Raw genomic sequence first — 20114 nt, forward strand, 5'->3', positions numbered from 1 at the left:
GTTAATGCGTTTCAGCGATATATTTGCAAGAATGACAGTAAGTTTAATCTTATTTGTGTATCATACTTGCGAGTATGATTTTCAATGAAATCAAGTGAAAAGAAAATGGCAAATTATCGTGTTTAAGTATGATTTTTCGTTCAAGTATGATTGTTTCTCGGAAAAATAGTGTACCTTTGCACTTGATTTCATTTAATAGCGTACAACAGTATGGCAAAAGTAGGTTACATCTTTATCGCCACCAATGGCGAAGAGTATGCAGAAGACAAGGCTTGGATGCAGCAATACGGCTGTGTTCAGGTGATAGAGGAACTGTCCGAACACGAGAGGCTGCGCCCGATGTGGAAGCAGCTCATATCGAGTCTGGAGCGCGGCGACGAGCTGGTGGTGTCGAGGTTCAGTAACGCACTGCGTGGCACCCGTGAACTGGCTACATTCATAGAATACTGCCGTGTGAAGGTGGTTCGCATCATCTCCATCCAAGACCGCATCGATACGTTTGACGAACTTTTCCCCGACACCAAGCCCTCACAGGTCATCCGTATGTTCGGGTCACTCTCTGAGGAGTGTGCCGTGCTGCGCAAGGCATCGGCACACATCATCCATCTGCAACAGAATATCCGGCCGCCCAAGAAGTCGGAAAGGGCACTGTCGAAACTGGAGCGTGAGAAGAATATCGTGAACATGTACAACGAGGGGCACAGCATAGATGACATCTTTGCCATCAGCGGCTTCACAAGCCGAAGTTCCGTGTTCCGCATACTCAACAAGCATGGTGTGACGCTGAACCGTGGACCTCATAGTGGACCGCTGAAGAAAAGGAATAAAGAATAAACAAAAAACAGATACAATGAATAAGACATTCAACATCTACTGTGATGAAAGCACCCACATGGTGCATGACGGTCATCCCTACATGCTTTTGGGATGTACAAGTATAGCATACACACAAATCCGCATGGCAAAAGATGCCATAAAAGATATTAAGAAGAAGCACGGCTATAGTGATGAGCTGAAATGGACAAATGTCCACGAGGCCACGTATAAAGTCTATGCAGAGCTTATAGACTGGTTCTTTATGAATGACATGGAATTTAGGGCTGTGGTTGTTGACAAGAGTCAGATTGACGAGAAACGAGAAGACTATACGTTTAATGATTTCTACTTTCGCATGTACTACCAATTGCTGCATCACAAGATGGACATGGATTATACATATAACATATATATGGATATCAAGGACACATGCAGTAGCGATAAGCTGGAGAGGCTCAGAAAAATAATGGAATACAACTCTTCCATTGGCAGGTTTCAGTTTATACGTTCACACGAAAGTGTCTTCATCCAATTGGCAGATGTTCTAATGGGAGCCATCAACTACAACCTTAGATATGAAAAGGGAGAAGTTGAAGGAAGGGTGAGAGCCAAAATGAAGCTGATTGAAAAGATAAAAAAACACAGTAATATCAGTCTCAACACCACAACTCCCAAATTTAGAAAGAAGTTTAATTTGTTTTTTATCGCACTGAAATAGCCAATGAGCAGTTTGAATATTATCAAGAAATACCCTGAGCTGCTGGAACTGGCATATCTCAGTGAACGAGAAAGAGAGCATGATCTTCATGCAATATTCAAGCGTGATATAGAAGATAACTGTCAATTCTCATTCAGAGGGTGGCGCATCTATCCTATAAAGACAGATGGCGAGATTGACATGGCAAGATTGTTCAAGCATCTTACCTGTGAAGAAATCATGGTTGAGAACGAAGACGGTACGACTTATCCAAAGCGAGTATTCGAGATGGCTCGTTCACAAAGGCTTCATTGGATAAATCACCATGTGAGAGAATTGACACCAGACAATCTGGATGTATTTACCATAGAAGAGAGGGACGGCAAAAAGCGTAAGGTCAAGAAAACATACATCTATGATAAAGTGGAAAAGTATGTTATTGTCTTGGAACAACAACGTAGCAACGGATTCTATCTGTTGACAGCATACCATCTTAACAAAGAGTATGGACTAAAGGCTTTGGAAAAGAAGATGAAAAAGAGATTGCAGACACCACTATAAAACGCAAGACCCGAATTGCATCAAAGGCAACCGGGTCTCGAAACTCCTTCTATCTATAGATGAGCGCTGCAAAGGTACGAATATTCTTTGAAATAACGAAGGTTTTTCATTGAATTCTTCTCGATTTTAACATTTGCAGGGCAGTATTGTAAGATAACAGGAAAGAAAATAGCATAATTTTACAGAAAATCGTAATGGAAACATTCAAAGACGTTATATCAAGTGACCAACTTGTCTTGGTCGATTTCTTCGCCACCTGGTGCCAGCCATGCAAGATGATGCACCCCATCCTTGAGCAGGTGAAGGAAGTGTTGGGTGACAGAATCCGCATCATCAAGGTAGATGTGGACAAGTATGGGGTGACTGCAAGTCAGTATGGCATACAGTCTGTGCCCACATTGATGCTGTTCAGACGCGGCGAAGTGTTGTGGAGGACGAGCGGTGTGATGCAGAAATCAGAGTTGCTGGCAACGATTGACCCGTTTTTAAGATAAAAGAGCAGAAATGTCAAAATCTAAATTAAAGTCTGTCCTCATGTCCATGGACAAGAGTGAAATAATAAAAATGGTATTGGAACTTTATTCTGCACGGAAAGAGGCAAAGGAATATCTTGACTTCTATGCAGAGCCGAATGAGGGCCAGAAGCTGGAAGAGTATAAGCACATCATACGGGAAGAGTTCTATCCGAGCAGAAACAGAGAGCCAAAGACACGCTTCTCAGTGTGCCGCAAGGCATTGTCCGACTTCAAGAAACTGAAGCCTTCGGAAGATTCAGTCGCAGAATTGATGGTGTTCTATATGGAGAATGCCTGTCAGTTCACTTATGACTATGGAGACATGTGGGAGCAATTCTATGATTCTGTTGAGAGTAATTTCGACAAGACATTGCGCCACATCGTGCTTTATGACCTTTGGGACAAGTATGATTCCCGAATCAAGCAATGCCTTCGTTGGGCAAGCCCTTGTGGATGGGGATTTCCTGACGCACTGAATGATATGTATGAGGAAATGAAGGCGCAAAATGAGGAACTCCGAAAGAAATACAGGAATTTCAAGATGCCCATCAACGCTGATTATTAAACGAATATACTCAAATGGGGAAACCAAAGAAAAAACATAAGAAAGCGAAACAACTGCCCTTAAGCAAAGAAGAGCAGATTTTTCAAGCGGCAAGAGACCTTGCAGCTGAAATTGGCATATCCTATTCTGAGGCATTAGGGTTTACTTTGGGCATAAAGGACGTAACGTATGGTTGGGAAGAAGACTATACGGAAGAAGAGTTTCAGGCACTGATTGACCACGCTGTGGGAGACACTGATTATGAGCACACCCTCTATTGAATCATCTACACGAGAGGAACGTTTGGATTACGTTCTGAATGAATGGAGATGTCTGCACAACTGTGAGCTGTGCGGTAAGTGCCATATTCTGAAAGGCAGAAGCGAAGAAATACTCTATGCAGACTATATAGACGGCAAGCGGTCATATATGGATATAACATTAGAAATCAGAAGCAACAGATAATGATGTCACAGAAATACATATATCCATCGTTGTTCCAAGAGGAAGAGCCGCAAGAAAGCGTTCCTGGTGATAAGAAAGAGTATGACCTGACGAATCTCTTTGAGAGATTGGCAAAGTCTGATTTTCGCAGCCGGTTCCATCTGTCCAAGCAAGACAGGGAGTATGTAATGGAAAAGGGATTGCCGACGATACGAAAACACGCAGAGGACTTTGTGGCAAAAAGACTTGCTCCGGCTGTCATACCGAACGACGGCAAGCAGACTCCCATGCGTGGGCATCCTGTTTTCCTGGCTCAACATGCCACTGGCTGTTGTTGCCGGGGATGCTTCTTCAAGTGGCATCACATCTCAGCAGGCAGGGCACTGACCAAGGAAGAACAGGAATATGCTGTTGCCGTATTGATGGCATGGATTGAAAAACAGATGAATAAAGGATGAAGATAGAAGAAGCCATAGTATATGTGATGGTAAAGCGAAATGGCGGCATGACAACCGACCAGATTGCCGATGCCATCAATCGTCATAGGCTGCACCTGAGAAAGGACGGTCAGCCTGTGACAAGCAAGCAGGTGTATGCAACAATCTGCCGTTTCCCTGAAATGTTCACAAAAGAAGCTGGCAGAATCATGTTAATGATATGACGTAACGATATGACAATAGATACAACCAACATGTGCTCACACCTTCAGAAGAAGTTGTTTGAACCAGAAGGTGTGTATTATCCTATATGGCAAGCCATGCAGGATGATGAGACCTTGACAGCAGTGGTACGAAGCAGACAGCTGCACATCTACAGAAACGGGAAGAAAATTCTCGTTCTGGCAGGTAAGGCACAACCGAAGATTATAAGGGAAGACAAAATACAAGAGTTAATAACAAGATTATAAACAAAACATCAAATCATCAAAACAATGGACGCAAAAGAAAAAGTATTGGCAACAATGAAAGAGGCTGGTCAGCCTCTCAACGCAGGTAAAATCGCAGAACTCAGCGGTCTCGACCGCAAAGAGGTAGATGCAGCCATGAAGCAGCTGAAAGCAGAGGGTGCAATCGTCTCTCCTGTGCGTTGCAAATGGGCACCTGCAGAGTAAGGTTTATACTGCTGTCTTGAAATATAGGCAGCAGTATCTTTATTTTTATCAAAATGTTAAGGTGAGGAATCTGAATATCCTTGCCTACGGACACAATTATCCGCTGCATCTTTTTGGGGTAAGGTGCAGACGTATGGCTGTCAGCGTATCTTGGTTTAAAGACGCTTAGCGGTCACGGCGGAAGTCGTTTCGTCTCTCTCCGCCGAACAAAGCTCTGAGCACATTGCCCAAAGCTCCGAACACGAAGTAGCAAACGATGATTGCAACAATATCGTCCATAAGCATTTTCTGTTTTATGGGTTATACACTATTATGAAGATTCACTATGTCCAATCCCTGCCTCTTGGCTTCTCTGACGGTGTAGAACGTGCCGCCCTTGGGATTGCCATCGAAGTAGGCTATGAGACGTGAACTGCGGTTGACCATATAGTCGTTGCGCCTCAGAAGGCAGCCATTGTAGTATTGCTCGCTCAATACGACCACGTCATCCACGATGCGCAGGATGGCATCATACTTGGCTTGCTCTTCCTTGCTCCACCGGTCAGACTGACCACGGAACGGCACAACGGCTATCACCTGCAAGTCCTTCAACTCGCATTGCAACGAAAGGGCGGCTTCTGCCGCCAGCAGGTCAAATCCCATTGCCATGCCACAATAGAAATACCGGTAGCCGTCGGCATACGCCTTGGCTATCTCCGATTTGAGACATTGCTTCAACTCCCTCCGCTTGGCGAAAGGTACGCTGCGGTGTCCGCTGAAGCATACGGACACTGCCTTGTCGTACTTTGTCATACTTTACCTTACTTTATAATGTGTGCGTGCGAGGAACATACCGCCAATAACACATGCCCCGAGCCTTTCGAGTTGGTTGGCATACTTGGCATAGCTGAGACCCTTGGTTATCACATCGTCAAAGACCAACACCATTTTGTTGTCGAAGAACGGCTCATCAAACTCAACGACATTCGCCTTGCGGACTTCATCCTCGTTCTTGCGGTTATCGTGGATGGTCTTACGCTCTCCGCATACCCTCACGTGCTCGTAGCCGTTTTCCGCTCCTGTCAATTCACACACCCTGTGGCAGAAAGCCTTGTAGCGGAGTTCGTTGCTCTCGCTTGTGGATGCTGGAACGGGGGCGAAGACGATGTTCACGCAACCCTTGCCGTAGAGTGTCAGCATATTCTCTGCGGTGCGCTGCGCCACTTCCTCGTAGGCTCTTCCGTCCTTGAAGTCAAACACTAATTGTCTGTCGGCAATCTCCTTCTCACCCACATTGCGGATGCGTGCGGGATAGTATTTGCAGAACCAAGTCTGAGGCTTGTCTAACTGCTTTTGGATTTGATAGTCATTCTTGTGTGCCATTGCTCTTATGTTTTTTCTTCCCTTATTTCGGAGGCTTTTCCTGCCTGCCCAAGGGATATTTTTTGCTTTCCAAGAGTGATGGCGATCAAAAAGCCAAATCGGGAGCGAAAAATACGCTCTGCACGCAGAGGAAGATTTTTCGGTCAAATGCAATGGACGATTTGGTGTTTGAACAATCGCCAGCATTACCTTTGCAAAACAATATCCGCAGCGGCAAGGCAGGCGAAAAGAAATCTGTTATGTAAAAGAGGAAACGGGCGGGATGGCGTGGGGCGAAGCTGTATATGGGGAAGGACGATAGTTGATATGAGGGAAAAAGAGAAAATCTTGTAATAGGGAACGACATTGCCTTTTATCAGCATGGAGACAGTCCTACAAGCAGAGAAAACTATTGCCCTAAAAATGAGTTGGATAGTATTTTCTAAAAGTAGTATCGACTACGAATAGTATAATAGTCGAATAGTTTTTACTACCATACTACGGATAGTAAAGTCTGTTTATAGAAGAGATAGCGGTATCATCGTCTGTTCGGCGATGATACCGCGCGGCACTCATGTGTCATGCCGCTTTAGGTATTCTGTCATTGCCTCATTGACAATATCACGCAAGGACATCCCTTTCTTGATGGCGAGGTACTTCATCCTCGTGTGGATGCTCTTGTTGATAAGGAAATTGCAATGCACCGGCACTTCGGTAGTCTCAGAAACAGACACAGGTGGTGCTGGTGTAGTTTCTGTGACTATCTGCTCCTTACTCGGCTTCTTTGTGGAAGAAAGGAGTCCGTTGAGACCGCCTTTCATTCCCTCTTTCAACATACTGCTCTTGCTCATGGCTATGCTATTTTAAGTTTAACACTTCTTTTGCCAAAGACATATAATCACTGGCACCATTGGATTTGGGATTATACTCAAAGATAGTCTTGCCGTTGATGGGTGCTTCTGCCAAAGCCACATTATCACGGATGACGGTCTTGAAAACCTTCTCGTGAAAACTGTCATTGACGATTTCCCTCACGCTTCGGTTCAACGTCTTGCGGCGATCGAACTGGGTGATGACGATGCCGCCCACTTTAAGGTTGGAGTTGAGCCGCTCCTGAACGATGCGGATGATGTCCATCAACTTTGCCATACCTCTCATGGCAAGGTATTGCGCTTGAACAGGGATGATGATGTAGTCGGCTGCGGTGAGGGCATTCAAGGTCAGCAAGCCCAATGACGGTGGACAGTCGATGATGATGTAGTCGAAATGCTCTTTGGCGATGGCTTTGGTGATAAGTCCCTTCAAGATAAGCTCCCGTCCCGGCTCGCTGATAAGCTCTAACTCAGCCGCAGACAGGTCAAGGCATGAGGGTGAGACGGTGATGCCGTTGTGCAACTTGACCAACGGCAAGGTGTACTGTCCACACATTGCGCCATAGACTGTCTGTTCTTCCTCGATGGACAATCCCAAGGCTTCCGTGAGGTTGGCTTGTCCATCCATGTCAATAGCCAAGACGTTCTTCTTACTCAGTTGCAGAGCTGCCGCAAGGCTTACTGCGGTCGTACTTTTCCCTACACCACCCTTGTGATTTAATACTGCAATTATCTGTGTCATAACATGATACTACTATTAGTGAATACTACTTTACTATTCTACTACTGATAGTACATACTAACCATAGTAAAAGCGGATTTACTACGATTAGTACGTACTACTCTCAGTTGATACTACCCTCAGAAGGGAAGGTCTTCGCTCTTGTCCTGCGGTGCATCGGCTGGCGGTACGGGAGCCTCGCCCTCTGCCTTGGCTGCCTTGCGTGCCTTTGTTGCAGGTGTGTCGGTTGCATCCTTCTTCCCTGCATTGACAAAGGCGATGGAGTCAGCTATGATGCTATGCTGTATGTGGTTCTCTCCGTTGCGGTCTGTCCAAATGGAAGAAGTCAGTGTGCCTTCCACAAGCACCATACGACCCTTGGTGAGGTATTCAGCCAAACGGATATGGTTCTCCTTGCTGCTCTTCACCCTTACCCAAGTGGTGATTTGCTTGCCCTTACTGTAGTCGTCCACTGCGATGTCAACAGCCATGAATGTTCCGTGTGTACCTGTGATGACGCGGCAATCCTTTGCTCCGATGCGTCCGATAGTGTGAGTGTAAATCATAATGTGAAAATGTTATAGTGGCAAGTTGGTTAGACTTGCCGTTACCTTGTTATTTAAATGACTTTTCTTGTTGATTGAACATAAGCTATTGCTTCATTCATAATTTCTGCTCGTGACCTACTCTTGTTATCTTGCATCCACTCATCAATTTCAGATTTGAGGAACATGATACGTTTCCCCTTCTTATGGAATGGTATTTGTTTATTGCTTGTCCAACAATAGATTGTGTGTTCAACTGGATGGGTAGGGAGATACTCACTCAATTCGGAAACACTAAGCCATTCCAATCCCTTATCGGGCTGAATTTGAGTCATTAGTGTGGAAAACTTTTCTTCTAAAATCTCCAGCTTGTTTATTACTAATGACAATGCTGATGGCAAGTCATTAAAACTCAATATTTGCTTTTCCATATCAATATATGTGTGGCAAGTTGGTTAGGCTTGCCGTTACCTTGTTATTAATATCCTTTCTTCGTCTGCCTTGTATTGGCGACAAAAGACTTGTTGCTGCCTGTGAGACTGATAGAGCCGCAATTAACAAACTCTCCGTCGGAATAGACTCTGTACTTCTGTCCGCTTACCTCATGCTTCTGTTTGATGCGCTCTCGCATCCACTTCTTGGCTGCGGTCAATGAGCAAAAGGTCTCGCTCTCCTTGGTCGTCTCGTCATATACGATGCACTGGGTCATACATGCTCCTACTTCATCCATGCACCTATACTCGACGTGACATAGTCCAACTGACCGCCAAATATGTCGCTTGGCTCTATGTCGTATTGTCCATCCCTCACTTCCTTGTCCTCTCCAAGAAGCGACAAGTTTCCGTCGGCATCCAAACGTGCTGCGTCTATGACGATGTCACGAGGCTCGTCAAAGAGATAACCTGCCACGATGGGCTGCTCTCCCTCGAAATGCACCTCAAAGCCTCCGTCCACCTCCGTGCCGTACTTGCGAAGAGCCGCTTTCAGCTCGTCCTGCTCCCGGTGCTGCAATGCCTGGAGTTGTCCGTGGATAGTGAGGTCTTGCAGTTCTGCCTCTCGTTTGGTGTGGGTTGCCTCGCCGGTCTTGCAGTCGATGTCATACTTGTGGTAAACCACTGGGATATGGTCTGCCGATGTGACAAGCCATGTGATGTTGTTCACTGAGAAGCCCTGTCTGGTGAGGAACTCCTCGATGTCTGAGCCGAGAAGGTGGTCGGCTACGTCAAGATACTCGATGCGTGCGTCAGCATCATGCAGGATGATAATCTTCATTGCCTTTCTATTTTTAGTGATACAAATAAGTTTGTCGCCCATGTCGCTGGACTTGTTTAACTACGTTGAAGAAACTTACGCTCAGCATAGTGAATAAATTCCCTCTGCGTTCGCTTAACCGTTTCTTTCTCTTCCCTCCTTTCGAGACCTTTCAGCCTGTGGAGGGATATTTTCTGCTCCCACAAGCCGCAAGAAAAGACATAAAGACAAATTATGTGTGAAGAATACTCTTTTCCGAGGAAAAGGAAGATTGTTCACAGTCACAAGACCTCAAGCAGAATTTGACGATTGTCTCAGACGCGGCTAACTTTGCAGGAAATATGCCTACCACTGCGCTGATTGGAAGAAGATTATTGATATTGGCTGCAAGAGGAATGATGTGTTATATATAAAGAGGTAAGAAGAAAGATTGAAACAGTAAGGGTGGGCAGTGAAGTGTTTGCAGGTCTGCTGTACCGACATAAAGCGAGTGTGTTGGCTGACCGGGATGCAAGTCATCAAAGCTTCAGCCTTGATAGCTTGTAGCACGGACAGACAATTCTCTCGCGTCGGTACTTCGGCATACTGTCAGCTTTGGCTAATAGCAACGTGTTGCCATCAGCCAAGGATGTCTGTATGACGACAGACCATGTAACGCTTCGCAAAGGCGTGGGGCAAAGCAGTATAATTTAGAAGTAGATAGTAACGTATATCAGGCAAGAAGAGACAGTTGCGCAACGGACAAATCGGGCACTCCTGTCAGCATGACAAATGTGCCTTGTCCTTGCCGCAGGACACTGAGGCAGATTGGACGTAGCAGACATGTCTGCCACATTCAATATGCCTGAGTGGACAAGAACTGCCTCTTGTATAGCAGAAGAGAAATTGTAAAACAGTTGATTAGTGGTAAAGGTGGTATGGGTGGGCAGAATGGCATTACACGGACATTGCCGAAGCCCGATAATGGGACAGCCAGACAGCAATAAAGGCAGTTATCAGAAGTGTCAGTTTCTGATAGTGACATTGTTGGCTGCCTGTCACATGGGATTCGTGCGGTGTCCGTACAGTAATGCCGTTCTGAAGGTGTGGGGCGAAGCGATACAACGCACTTGGACGAAACCACCGCTTATAACAGAAAATATTTTGCAGTCAAAGAGAAGAAGAATAGTAAAGCAGGTGTGGGTGGGTAGTGAAGCTGTCGCAAGATTGACGGTCTGAATATCAAGGCGAGTGGATAGCCAGTAAAGGACACAATTATCAGAAGCCTCGGCTTCGGCATCTTGTGGCATAGATGGCAGTCCTCTCGCGTTCAGACCTTGGCATACTGTCTTTCTTGGCTAATAGCGACTTTGTCGCCATCAGCCGGGAATATCTGTATGCCAACCATCTTGGTGACGTTTCGCAAATGGTGAGGGACGAAGTGGTTAGAATAAAGGAAGACGGCGTTGCCGTTATGGTTAATAAATGCACATGGTTGTTATTAGAGAAGATTATCACACGCTATAACAGCAGATTGATGTCCCTGAGCAAAACAAAAGCGACCCGAAGGTCGCCTTGTTATGGAGAGGAAAGGCTATTTCTTGCCTTTCTTGGTTGCTGGCTTGGCCGGCTCTTCCGCAGGAGTCTCCTCCTTGTCGGGACACTCGTAGAACTTGGTTGCAACCATGATGATTCTGGAGTGCTTCACGCCATCCTTGTCTGTCCACTCCTCTGGCTTGAAGAAACCCTCGACGGTGAGCAACGTGCCCTTGGTGAGCTTGTCGAATGATTCGGTGTGCTCGTTCTTGCGCCATGCCTCCATATTCATGAAAGCCGATACGCGGTTGGTTTCCTCGCCGTTCTTCTCCTGACGGCCTACTGCCAATGAGAAGCGTGCTACGCTGGCGTTTGCGAACTGACGGATTTCTGCATCCTTACCTACGAAACCTGAAACTGTGAAGTTGTTCTCGATCTTTTTCATTTTGAATTGAATTTAAAAGTGAAACTTAATTTTTACATGCATTCAAAAGCAGGGATGTGGCACCATGTGGGAAGCACCATGAAAATCGTTCGCAATACTCTTTTTGTCGTTGGCGGTAAGGGAGAAAAAGGAAGATTACGCACTATTTTATTGGTCACAGCGATAGCGGCCACACAAGAAGGAGGAAGTCCTTCGCAGCATCACGCTACCTTTGCATGGTAAAAATAAGTGGCTTTCAAATAGCTCAATTCAGAAAAAGACGGGGCCAAACAATGGAACAAAGGTTGTAAGCAAGGAGGCAATCCGTATGCAACAGACAGGGGCACTGCTATGGCTGTATGCCTGGAGAAACGAAGCGGGAAATCCGACCTTACAGCTGTATCATCAGAAGAGTGAGGAGCATGAACACTGATGCACGATGAACGACAAGCCTAAGGGTCAGCTTAGCAATAGAGGCATCAAGCCAAAAGAGGACAGACATCAGAGGATTGGCGATAGCACTGTCATCATGCTAAGACCAAGTTCTGTGTCCGACAAGGAAGAGTCGCAAAAGACAGACGAGTAAAACCAAAAGGCGAAATGACCATTCCTATAACAAGGTACAGAGACGCTTAAAACGGCGAAGGGACTTTGGCGACGTATCGCTATACAGGTGTCGAAGCATCGCTTCTATAACAGGACTGGAGCAAGTGAGCAAACCGCACAACTTGCTCCCAAGGTATTTCAGTTACAACAGCCATAACCTCATTGGAGGATTGTCCTAAAAGAGTTTTTGCAGTCAAAGGAAGAAAGAGTCTGCAAGCCACATAGCCAACAGACTCTCTCCTGATTATTCACAGATGACAACATCATCCTTGTACTCCGTCACTTCCTTGCCGTTGATGAGCTGGACAATGACCTCACAACCCAAGTCCTCGACAATCGTTCCCTCTGTCTGACCTCTTCGGGGATAAAGCAAGGTGCAGAAACACCCTACAACGCCGTCCAACTGCTCCATGTCTATCGTTGCCATATCCGTTCCTCCTTGTTAGCCGAATGTGATTGGATTGATGCAGAAATTCGTGTCCTCTGCCTCATACTCGTATTCATTGATGAAGTCAATCATCTTCTGTTCGCTTCTTCCGTCCTGTGAGACACCAGTCTTCTCACACCACAACTTGATAGCATCACCAAAGGTGGAGTAAGCACCCTCACAATCCTCAAAGAGTTCTCCGTATGCAGTGACGTAGCACTCTTCGGGGAAGAAGTCGTTCTCATCGTGCGTATAGAAGATGTCGCAACCTGGCTCAACCTCTCGCCAACTGATTGAAAGTTCATCGCCAAGTGCCTTGTTCACCTCCTCAAAGAACAAGTCGCATGAAGACCAAGCACTTTCGGTGTCAAAGGACAAGAGGGCATAATCGTCTTCCACGTTCTCCTCATACTCTGCCCAATAGATGTGTCCTCTCACCGAGATGCCTTTCTTCTCGTAGTCAATGCCATAGTGTTCTGCCAAGAGATACAGATACACATTATTACTGTTCACCTCCAACTCTTGGAGTGTGTTCCAAAGGTCTGCCACGGCTTTGCGTGAGCCTGTCACCTTGTACTGAGTGTCGCAAATGTTAGCCATAAGATAAAATTTTTATTTTCTTCCCTTATGTAGAACCAACTACCATCGGGATTGATTAAAGAATTATGTTGCCCCAAAAGGTGTTATGGCTCATCAATGCAAGGTTTTGCCGTCAAATACTACCTCTGCCACAATCAGAGCGTGGAGATTTCACGGACAAACCACAGGCACCGACCTTGCAGGATGAACGCCATGACAGGTACCTTTGCAACACAATTCTTATCAAAGCCCGATGGGGTGGTACATGGCAGACTGCATGGTACAGCAGTGTGAAGTGACGTTATAGGTGGAGATAAGGCTATAAGAGGTTTTTGCAGTCAAAGGAGAAAAGAGTCCACAAAGTGCAGTATCTACAGGACAAAAACACTTTAGTTTACCTTGGTTAGCTCTTATATATATGCTAACCTAAAGTAAACTGTATATATGTCCGTCTAAAACCCGAAAACCGTACGGGTCAGCTTACGTCAGAAACAGAAGTATAGAACCATAGAAGTGGTTCAAGAAGTCTTTCTTCCTTTGACTGCAAAATATTATCTTTGCACGAATCATAATTGCCCTGTAGGATTTAATATAATTTAACACTCTTTGTTGAATGCAAGGAAGAACAGCTTCAATATGCTGAATATCAGTAGTATAACATTGTGTTAACCCTTAATCTGTAGAAAAGGATGTTATCATACAAAGTAATGTCCATTTGTACTTTTTCTATATGGTTTTATACTTACATTTGCATATCATTTGTATCTTGATAACAGTAACTAACTGATTATCAGTATACTTTATATTTGAGGAAGTGAAATAAAATCGCTGAATAAGACGATTGAAATAATAGAAAAGGGTTGAAAGTCTATGACTTTCAACCCTTTTTATTTTTGAATGACTATTATTCTATATCGGAAAGTTCAAAAAAAAGTCTGTACGTTTTTTTTAGGGAGATTTGTCGAATAAATTTTCTGGTAATGAAAATGTAGCTTATCTTTTAATACTCCTTCCCGTAAAGCGATATATGATAAAATAATGGAAAGAAGTTTGGGTAAACAAATGTCTTATGAGGAGTTTGCCGTATTTGATTCGCAGAATAAATTACAAACGCGCAGTGCTAAATCAACAGTAGGACCAAGTAAGCCATTCATGCGTCCCCACTTTGTAAATAGAATGTTAGATAAGTAAGGCAGATGTATTCCATTCTGGCTTAGATACCAATTACGTTAAGTACAGTATTTTTCTAATCTTTTCCCGGTTGCCCACAATCCAAACGAGATCTCCTAATTGGAAAGTTGTGTCTTTATCCAGGGGAATCAGTTCGTCATTTCGTTCAATAGCTACAACAATACTGTCATGCTTCTCTCCTAAATGAGACTGAGCGATGGTCTGATTTAAAAAGCGGAATTCTTCGCCTACCGTGAAAGAGTGGAGAGTTATCTTTTTATCCACTGCATCCATATCTGATGTGTTTTTTACATCTTCTATTCTATTTCTGAATTCCTGTAATTGCGTATCTGTACCAACTACTGTCAATTTATCCTGCGGATAGATGTGTTCAGAGCTTTTCGGTATATATATGTTCAGATCGCCACGAGTGATTGCGACGACATTTACTCCAAAATTTTGCCTGAATGAAAGTTCTCCTAAAGACTTGCCGATGTAATCGGAATAAGGCGATACGAGGATAGATGTCAAATCAAGGTCTTTATCATTGAATTCGCTATTGAAACTTGTTTTTAGCGGGTGCCGTTTTTTAGCTACCTCTTCCCGTCGGTTAAGATTGGAAAGGAATCTTGTTTCCAATCGTGAATATTGCGTGAGGTCTTCCCTAAGAATAAGAATCAATGCTACCACGGCTATGGCAATAATCACACTTATTCCCCAGTTTAGTTTAAAGTAGCTGATGACTACACTAGTGATAAAGAAAAGAGCAACAGATACACGTCCCAGAACCAGGGAAACCAGGCGTCCGTGATTGTAATTCTCGTCTCTCCATAGCTTTAGGAATAATTCCGAAGAGTTGTATTTGTTGGAGATGAGCGCCCATAAAAAAGGAGTCATAAGTAGAAGAGTACCCAGACACATCACCAGGTTGATCCATACAGTGACAGGAGCAAACATTTCGCTGATGGCGGGATAAATGATTTGTATCGACAGCAGCCAAATAGCAGTGAGCAGTACGCTATAGATAACAACTCTCCCAATCATGTTTTTTAGTAATTTCTTCCAGTCACTATCGTGGTTCATGGTCTTCTTGCCGGAAGCATAACGATCTAATGTCTCCTGTACTTTAGTAGGCAATATTTTGTAAAACCATTCGGCAAAAGGATTGGCTAAACGGATAAAGTAAGGAGTCGTGAAAGTGGTGATAACAGATACAGCCACAATGATAGGTGAAATAAACGGATCAAGCACTTTGAGCGAAACACCCAGTCCGGCAATGATGAAAGCAAACTCTCCGATTTGTGCCAGACTGAATCCGGATTTGATGGAAGTATTCAGTGGTTCTCCGGATAAGAGTACGCCAAACGAAGAGAAAATGGCTTTGCCGATAATGGTAACCAGTGTAATGATGATGACAGGCCAGGCGTATTCTACCAATACAGCCGGATTCACCAGCATACCGACCGAAACGAAAAAGATAGCTCCGAAGAGGTCTTTTACCGGTTGTATGATATGTTCGATGTGTTCGGCCTCGATGGTTTCGGCAAGGATAGATCCCATGATAAATGCTCCCAGTGCTGTTGAAAACCCTGTATAAGTAGCCAATACTACCATTCCCAGACAAAGACCGAGAGAAACAATCAGAAGAGTCTCGTTATTCATCAACTTCTTTGCTTTTTTGAGAAAAGCCGGAATAACGAAGATACCTATGAGAAACCACAGGATTAAAAAGAAAACGACCTTGAGCACACTTATCAGTAAATCTTCACCTACAAAGTCCTGACTCACTGCCATTGTGGAAAGAAGCACCATCATTAAGATAGCAATCAGGTCTTCCACTACCAGAGTACCGAATACGATACCGGTAAAACGTTGGTTACGCAATTCCAGATCATTGAAGGCTTTGATAATGATTGTAGTGGATGACATAGACAACATTCCCCCCAGGAAAATGGAATTCATGGTGCCCCATCCTAATAATTGTCCCACCAAATACCCAATGAGTAACATGCTGATTACTTCGGTGATAGCCGTAATAAAAGCTGTGGAACCTACATTCATGAGCTTCTTAAAGCTAAACTCCAGTCCGAGTGCAAAGAGCAGGAATATAACACCTATTTCTGCCCATATATTGATATTCTCAATATCTCCCACTGTAGGGAAAATATTAATATAAGGACCTGCCAGCAATCCGGCAATAATGTAACCTAAGACTAAAGGCTGTTTTAGCCATTTGAACAACAAGGTTATGATACTGGCCGATATTAATATCAGCGCAAGGTCGGCAATCAAAGTTGGCAAGTGTGACATTAGGTGTGGGTTTATTTATTATAACATTCCTGATAGATAATATGTTTCCATCTATAAAAAGATGGAAACAATATAATAAATAGCTGCAGCTAAGAGTCCACTGACTGGAATTGTAAGAATCCAGGCAGTCATGAGGCTTTTGGTTACTCCCCAACGAACGGCAGAGAGGCGTTTAGTTGCACCTACTCCAATAATCGCTCCTGTGATAGTATGTGTGGTACTAACGGGGATTTTCAACATTTCCGTAATGTAGAGAGTGAAAGCACCTGCTGTTTCGGCAATCACTCCTTCCAGTGGGGTTACTTTGGTAATTTTTGTTCCCATTGTTTTCACTATCTTCCAGCCACCGGACATCGTACCGAGTGAAATTGCTGTGAAGCACGAAAAAGCAACCCAGTCGGGAAGGTCATTGATACTGTTGATGCCCATGCCCAATCCCATTGAATGGCCGGCTATCATGGCAGCGGCAATAATACCCATTACTTTCTGTGAATCGTTCAAGCCATGTCCGACGCTGAAGAGGGCGGAGGATACGAGTTGTAACCTCTTGAACCATTGCTCGGCTGTGTGGGGATGTGCGCGTCGGCAGATGTAGAGGACAAACAGGGTGAAACCGAAAGCAATGACCATTCCGATAAAAGGAGCCAGAAAGATAAAGGCTGCAATTTTAAGAATGATGTTAAGCTGAATTGCTTCAAATCCGTTTGCCATAATGGCAGCTCCTGCAAAACCTCCGATAAGGGTGTGTGAGGAAGAAGACGGAATCCCTTTCCACCAGGTAACCAGGTTCCAAGTGATAGCCGCTATAACTCCTGCTAATATAATGGGCAGGGTGATATATTGCTCTACCACAGTCTTGGATACTGTATTGGCGATACCGAATCCACCTATTATATATTTGGCAATGAAAAAGGCTACGAAGTTGAAGAAAGCAGCCCATATTACAGCTTGAAAGGGAGTAAGCACCCTGGTAGATACGATGGTAGCTATTGAGTTTGCTGCATCGTGAAAGCCGTTGATATAATCGAATATCAGAGCCAGAATGATGATAGTCACTAATAATTCCATGTGTTCCGGCTTGCTTTATGCGTACTTTACAATCAGATTTTTGAGAATCTTGCCTACATGCTCTGCGGCATCGGTCGTTTTTTCCAGTTCATGCATGATCTCCTTTATTTTGATAAGTTCAATGCAATCTTTTTCCTCTTCGAAAAGTTTGGTGATAAAGAATTCGTATACATCATCCGCCTGGTTCTCGATTTCATGCAGTTTGGAACAATATTCACGGAGAAGAGTCGGTTTCTTACGGAATGTTTCGAGTTCGTCCATGGCTTTGCATATATAGATCGCTTCCTCCTGAATCAAACGGCTCAACTCTTTGCCATTCTCTGAAATAGGACGGGGATTGTAAATAGAGATTCGTTTGGCACAACTGTTTATTCCGTCGATGACGTCATCCATGCAGGAAGCTAAGTCATGAATATCTTCGCGGTCGAAAGGAGTGATAAAGGTAGTACCTAATTCATCAAAAATCAGGTGTGTCAGTCTGTCGCCTTCCCGTTCCAGATCTTTGATTTTTTTGTAGTAGTCCGAACGTTCTGTAGGTGAGTCATGTTGCAAGCTTTCTATTAAAACAACTGATGCTTCGCAGAGCACTTCTGATAGCTGTTTCAGTAAAGGGAAAAATTTGGGCTCCTTTGGAGTAAACCGGCTAAAAAAAGAATTTTTCATAAGTGTAAAAACTTTAAATTGTTTTTTCTTCTCTATTTATATTAGTAACAAATGAATACAGATTATAGTTTGCTGTTTTTAAGATTTTAGTTTGGCACGTACTACCTCTATAATGGCAGGCAATACAGAGATAAATATGATGGCTACAATCAGTAACTTCAGGTTTTCCTGCACAAACGGAAGGTCGCCGAAGAAATAACCAGCATAACAGAATACGGCAATCCAGAGCGCACCACCAACTAAATTATACATCATAAAATAGTAGTAATTCATCTTTCCCATTCCTGCTACGAAAGGTGCAAACGTGCGTACTATCGGGACAAATCTGGCTAGAATAATTGTTTTCCCACCATACTTTTTATAGAACTCGTGTGTTTTCTCCAGATAACTTTGTTTGAATATCCTGGAGTTGGGATTATTAAACAGCTTTCGACCGAAGAAATGTCCTATCATGTAATTGCAGGAATCGCCTAATACGGCAGCGGCAAATAAGATAATGACAAGTATATGCACGCTGATGGGCATATCGGGTAATGCTGAAATGGCTCCTGCAACGAAGAGTAAAGAATCACCGGGAAGAAAAGGAGTGACCACTAATCCGGTTTCACAGAAGATGATAAAAAACAAGATGGCGTATGTCCAGGCATGATAATCACGCACAATCATCACCATATATTGATCGATATGAAGTATAAAATCCAATAAAAAGTCCATTTTATATACTTTGGTTATTATTGTAATGAAAGAATGTTATAGGCTTCCAGACCATAGTGAATTTTCTTTTCACTCAAATGGTGGATGCAAACAGAAAGTGGGGCATAAAAGACTTGAATTGTCCTATGCCGAAAAAAGATATAAAATGGCTAAATGAGTATGTGTCCTAATGAATAGATATGATATCTATCGGAATATTTAAAAAGATTGGTATAATATGAAAAACCTGTCCATTGATTTTGAGGAAGTTGAATCTTTAGCGAGCTTAGCATGCGGATAGTGACAGAAGGAATATTGAATCTTAGTATTTTTAAGGGAGAGAGGTGGCGGAAGGAAAATGGATTTAAAACGCCGTTATCGTTATTGTAATTTTGCTTTCCGGCGTATTCTTTTGTCTTGACTAGTTTCTGTTCTTGATCCAGTTGTATAATGCTAGCTTTAGAGGTGTATGAATTGGAATAGGTTTGTATGCCGTTACTACCGGCTTCTAACCGGTATGCCTCTTGTGCTTCGTCGGAAATCAGATGGAATCCCCAACACAGAAATACGCCTAATAGTATACAAAATATGTACTTCATCATAACCGCCGCAAAGGTAGAAACTATTTTTATATGAAATACATATTCACAAGCATAATTAACAATTATATCAGTGATTACCGGGAATTATTCTTTGAAGTTGCTTATCGTAAATTTCATCGGAGTATATGTTATCCCATTGGTACATTGTTTCCCGGCAATTTTATCGAAGCCCAGACTTTGATAAAAAGGAATAGTGTATGTGGATGAATTAACCGTCATTTCATTTACCGGGCAATGCTTGATTGCAAAATTGAATAATTGTTTGCCGATGCCTTTACGGTGGTGTTCTTTTCCGATGAAGAACAGGGATAGATGCTTCCCTTCATTCTTCGTTCCCATAATTCCTACTAGATTTTCATTGTCAAAAGCCCCGTAAATCACTAATTCATTCATAAGTTGCTCACTAAAGATAAAACTTTTGAATGAATTCAAACCTTCTTCATCGAAGTCTTCCGCTCCACATTGTATATATACCTCTAATGCTAATGAGGTAGCCCGGTCGTATTCGGTCTTGTCTAATTTGCGTATCATGGCGATTGCTTTTATCATTAATTTGCCGGGAAATTTACTATTAATTCCCGGATATAACATTGGAATATGATTTCTTTTTCTTTTTTTTTGTAAAAGCTGTAGGCTATT

Annotated in this window: 31 protein-coding genes; 14 read left to right on the forward strand and 17 right to left on the reverse strand. The window is 43.5% G+C overall.

Annotated features, from left to right (window positions below):
* The first annotated feature begins 210 nt into the window (after positions 1-210).
* The 10 genes from I2I13_RS08370 to I2I13_RS08415 all read left to right on the forward strand — a co-directional run bounded on the left by I2I13_RS08370 (position 211) and on the right by I2I13_RS08415 (position 4688).
* Positions 211-834 carry a recombinase family protein gene (locus I2I13_RS08370; RefSeq protein ID WP_005816288.1) on the forward strand — a complete coding sequence of 208 codons (624 nt, stop codon included), beginning with the start codon at positions 211-213 and terminating at the stop codon, positions 832-834.
* 16 nt (positions 835-850) lie between these two features.
* Positions 851-1534 (forward strand): DUF3800 domain-containing protein, encoded by a 684-nt coding sequence (locus I2I13_RS08375; protein WP_005816290.1) that lies wholly within the window; start codon positions 851-853, stop codon positions 1532-1534.
* 3 nt (positions 1535-1537) lie between these two features.
* Entirely contained in the window at positions 1538-2074 is a 537-nt protein-coding gene (locus I2I13_RS08380; protein ID WP_005816292.1) for a hypothetical protein, read from the forward strand.
* A gap of 194 nt (positions 2075-2268) precedes the next feature.
* On the forward strand, positions 2269-2568 hold the full coding sequence (gene trxA, locus I2I13_RS08385; RefSeq protein ID WP_005816294.1) for a thioredoxin: 300 nt from the start codon (positions 2269-2271) through the stop codon (positions 2566-2568).
* Between the two features lie 10 nt (positions 2569-2578).
* The gene (locus tag I2I13_RS08390) at positions 2579-3154 is read left to right on the forward strand and encodes a DUF6155 family protein (protein WP_007837469.1); all 576 of its coding nucleotides are present in this window, start codon (positions 2579-2581) and stop codon (positions 3152-3154) included.
* 14 nt (positions 3155-3168) lie between these two features.
* Positions 3169-3414: a hypothetical protein gene (locus tag I2I13_RS08395; RefSeq protein WP_005816298.1), complete on the forward strand. Its 246-nt coding sequence runs from the start codon at positions 3169-3171 to the stop codon at positions 3412-3414.
* 183 nt (positions 3415-3597) lie between these two features.
* Positions 3598-4035, forward strand: a complete 438-nt coding sequence (locus tag I2I13_RS08400) for a DUF4186 domain-containing protein (protein ID WP_005816300.1) — start codon at positions 3598-3600, stop codon at positions 4033-4035.
* Positions 4032-4238 (forward strand): hypothetical protein, encoded by a 207-nt coding sequence (locus tag I2I13_RS08405; RefSeq protein WP_005816302.1) that lies wholly within the window; start codon positions 4032-4034, stop codon positions 4236-4238. The genes I2I13_RS08400 and I2I13_RS08405 overlap by 4 nt, the downstream gene beginning before the upstream one ends.
* A 9-nt stretch (positions 4239-4247) precedes the next feature.
* A complete protein-coding gene (locus I2I13_RS08410; protein ID WP_005816304.1) occupies positions 4248-4484 on the forward strand; it encodes a hypothetical protein in 237 nt (78 codons plus the stop codon).
* A 24-nt stretch (positions 4485-4508) separates the two neighbouring features.
* A complete protein-coding gene (locus I2I13_RS08415) occupies positions 4509-4688 on the forward strand; it encodes a transcriptional regulator (RefSeq protein ID WP_005816310.1) in 180 nt (59 codons plus the stop codon).
* 300 nt (positions 4689-4988) lie between these two features.
* Here the strand turns inward: I2I13_RS08415 and I2I13_RS08420 are convergent, their stop codons facing one another.
* Both I2I13_RS08420 and I2I13_RS08425 read right to left on the reverse strand, forming a co-directional pair.
* Positions 4989-5480 carry an SLOG family protein gene (locus I2I13_RS08420; protein WP_005816313.1) on the reverse strand — a complete coding sequence of 164 codons (492 nt, stop codon included), beginning with the start codon at positions 5478-5480 and terminating at the stop codon, positions 4989-4991.
* A 3-nt stretch (positions 5481-5483) separates the two neighbouring features.
* Complete coding sequence (locus tag I2I13_RS08425) at positions 5484-6050, reverse strand: hypothetical protein (RefSeq protein ID WP_005816315.1); 567 nt, start codon at positions 6048-6050, stop codon at positions 5484-5486.
* On the opposite strand from I2I13_RS08425, the gene I2I13_RS08430 reads away from it, so the two are divergent.
* Entirely contained in the window at positions 6044-6295 is a 252-nt protein-coding gene (locus I2I13_RS08430; protein WP_225494525.1) for a hypothetical protein, read from the forward strand. The two genes, I2I13_RS08425 and I2I13_RS08430, sit on opposite strands and share 7 nt — an antisense overlap.
* A gap of 306 nt (positions 6296-6601) precedes the next feature.
* Here I2I13_RS08430 and I2I13_RS08435 read toward each other — a convergent pair whose 3' ends face one another.
* The 6 genes from I2I13_RS08435 to I2I13_RS08460 form a co-directional block, all read right to left on the reverse strand.
* On the reverse strand, positions 6602-6880 hold the full coding sequence (locus I2I13_RS08435) for a plasmid partition protein ParG (RefSeq protein WP_005816317.1): 279 nt from the start codon (positions 6878-6880) through the stop codon (positions 6602-6604).
* 7 nt (positions 6881-6887) lie between these two features.
* The gene (locus I2I13_RS08440) at positions 6888-7643 is read right to left on the reverse strand and encodes a ParA family protein (RefSeq protein WP_005816319.1); all 756 of its coding nucleotides are present in this window, start codon (positions 7641-7643) and stop codon (positions 6888-6890) included.
* A 119-nt stretch (positions 7644-7762) separates the two neighbouring features.
* The gene (locus I2I13_RS08445) at positions 7763-8188 is read right to left on the reverse strand and encodes a single-stranded DNA-binding protein (protein ID WP_005816321.1); all 426 of its coding nucleotides are present in this window, start codon (positions 8186-8188) and stop codon (positions 7763-7765) included.
* A gap of 53 nt (positions 8189-8241) precedes the next feature.
* A complete protein-coding gene (locus tag I2I13_RS08450) occupies positions 8242-8598 on the reverse strand; it encodes a helix-turn-helix domain-containing protein (protein ID WP_007837478.1) in 357 nt (118 codons plus the stop codon).
* A 47-nt stretch (positions 8599-8645) separates the two neighbouring features.
* Positions 8646-8897: a hypothetical protein gene (locus tag I2I13_RS08455; RefSeq protein ID WP_007837480.1), complete on the reverse strand. Its 252-nt coding sequence runs from the start codon at positions 8895-8897 to the stop codon at positions 8646-8648.
* The gene (locus tag I2I13_RS08460; protein WP_005816324.1) at positions 8885-9439 is read right to left on the reverse strand and encodes a hypothetical protein; all 555 of its coding nucleotides are present in this window, start codon (positions 9437-9439) and stop codon (positions 8885-8887) included. Before I2I13_RS08460 ends, I2I13_RS08455 begins: the two co-directional genes overlap by 13 nt.
* A gap of 882 nt (positions 9440-10321) precedes the next feature.
* On the opposite strand from I2I13_RS08460, the gene I2I13_RS08465 reads away from it, so the two are divergent.
* Positions 10322-10636, forward strand: a complete 315-nt coding sequence (locus tag I2I13_RS08465) for a hypothetical protein (RefSeq protein ID WP_224204806.1) — start codon at positions 10322-10324, stop codon at positions 10634-10636.
* 355 nt (positions 10637-10991) lie between these two features.
* On the opposite strand, the gene I2I13_RS08470 is transcribed toward I2I13_RS08465, so the two are convergent.
* Positions 10992-11378, reverse strand: coding sequence for a single-stranded DNA-binding protein (locus tag I2I13_RS08470; RefSeq protein ID WP_004319910.1), 387 nt, complete (start codon positions 11376-11378; stop codon positions 10992-10994).
* A gap of 36 nt (positions 11379-11414) precedes the next feature.
* Here I2I13_RS08470 and I2I13_RS08475 point away from each other — a divergent pair, with 36 nt between their 5' ends.
* Positions 11415-11600, forward strand: coding sequence for a hypothetical protein (locus I2I13_RS08475; RefSeq protein ID WP_005816330.1), 186 nt, complete (start codon positions 11415-11417; stop codon positions 11598-11600).
* A 607-nt stretch (positions 11601-12207) separates the two neighbouring features.
* Here the strand turns inward: I2I13_RS08475 and I2I13_RS08480 are convergent.
* The gene (locus I2I13_RS08480) at positions 12208-12390 is read right to left on the reverse strand and encodes a hypothetical protein (RefSeq protein WP_004319908.1); all 183 of its coding nucleotides are present in this window, start codon (positions 12388-12390) and stop codon (positions 12208-12210) included.
* Between the two features lie 15 nt (positions 12391-12405).
* Positions 12406-12990 carry a hypothetical protein gene (locus tag I2I13_RS08485; protein ID WP_005816332.1) on the reverse strand — a complete coding sequence of 195 codons (585 nt, stop codon included), beginning with the start codon at positions 12988-12990 and terminating at the stop codon, positions 12406-12408.
* 65 nt (positions 12991-13055) lie between these two features.
* On the opposite strand from I2I13_RS08485, the gene I2I13_RS08490 reads away from it, so the two are divergent.
* Positions 13056-13268 carry a hypothetical protein gene (locus I2I13_RS08490; RefSeq protein ID WP_007837487.1) on the forward strand — a complete coding sequence of 71 codons (213 nt, stop codon included), beginning with the start codon at positions 13056-13058 and terminating at the stop codon, positions 13266-13268.
* 925 nt (positions 13269-14193) lie between these two features.
* On the opposite strand, the gene I2I13_RS08495 is transcribed toward I2I13_RS08490, so the two are convergent.
* The 6 genes from I2I13_RS08495 to I2I13_RS08520 all read right to left on the reverse strand — a co-directional run bounded on the left by I2I13_RS08495 (position 14194) and on the right by I2I13_RS08520 (position 20006).
* A complete protein-coding gene (locus tag I2I13_RS08495) occupies positions 14194-16449 on the reverse strand; it encodes a cation:proton antiporter (RefSeq protein WP_195649238.1) in 2256 nt (751 codons plus the stop codon).
* A gap of 51 nt (positions 16450-16500) precedes the next feature.
* Entirely contained in the window at positions 16501-17517 is a 1017-nt protein-coding gene (locus I2I13_RS08500) for an inorganic phosphate transporter (protein ID WP_004305685.1), read from the reverse strand.
* Positions 17518-17532: 15 nt separating this feature from the next.
* Positions 17533-18180, reverse strand: a complete 648-nt coding sequence (locus I2I13_RS08505) for a DUF47 domain-containing protein (protein ID WP_004325331.1) — start codon at positions 18178-18180, stop codon at positions 17533-17535.
* Between the two features lie 78 nt (positions 18181-18258).
* Complete coding sequence (locus I2I13_RS08510) at positions 18259-18894, reverse strand: DedA family protein (RefSeq protein ID WP_195649239.1); 636 nt, start codon at positions 18892-18894, stop codon at positions 18259-18261.
* A 149-nt stretch (positions 18895-19043) separates the two neighbouring features.
* Positions 19044-19475, reverse strand: a complete 432-nt coding sequence (locus tag I2I13_RS08515) for a hypothetical protein (RefSeq protein WP_195649240.1) — start codon at positions 19473-19475, stop codon at positions 19044-19046.
* An 84-nt stretch (positions 19476-19559) separates the two neighbouring features.
* The gene (locus tag I2I13_RS08520; RefSeq protein WP_195649241.1) at positions 19560-20006 is read right to left on the reverse strand and encodes a GNAT family N-acetyltransferase; all 447 of its coding nucleotides are present in this window, start codon (positions 20004-20006) and stop codon (positions 19560-19562) included.
* Positions 20007-20114: the final 108 nt, after the last annotated feature.

Origin of the sequence: Bacteroides sp. D55t1_190419_B8 (assembly GCF_015558905.1) — a bacterium.
GTDB classification, from domain to species: domain Bacteria; phylum Bacteroidota; class Bacteroidia; order Bacteroidales; family Bacteroidaceae; genus Bacteroides; species Bacteroides vicugnae.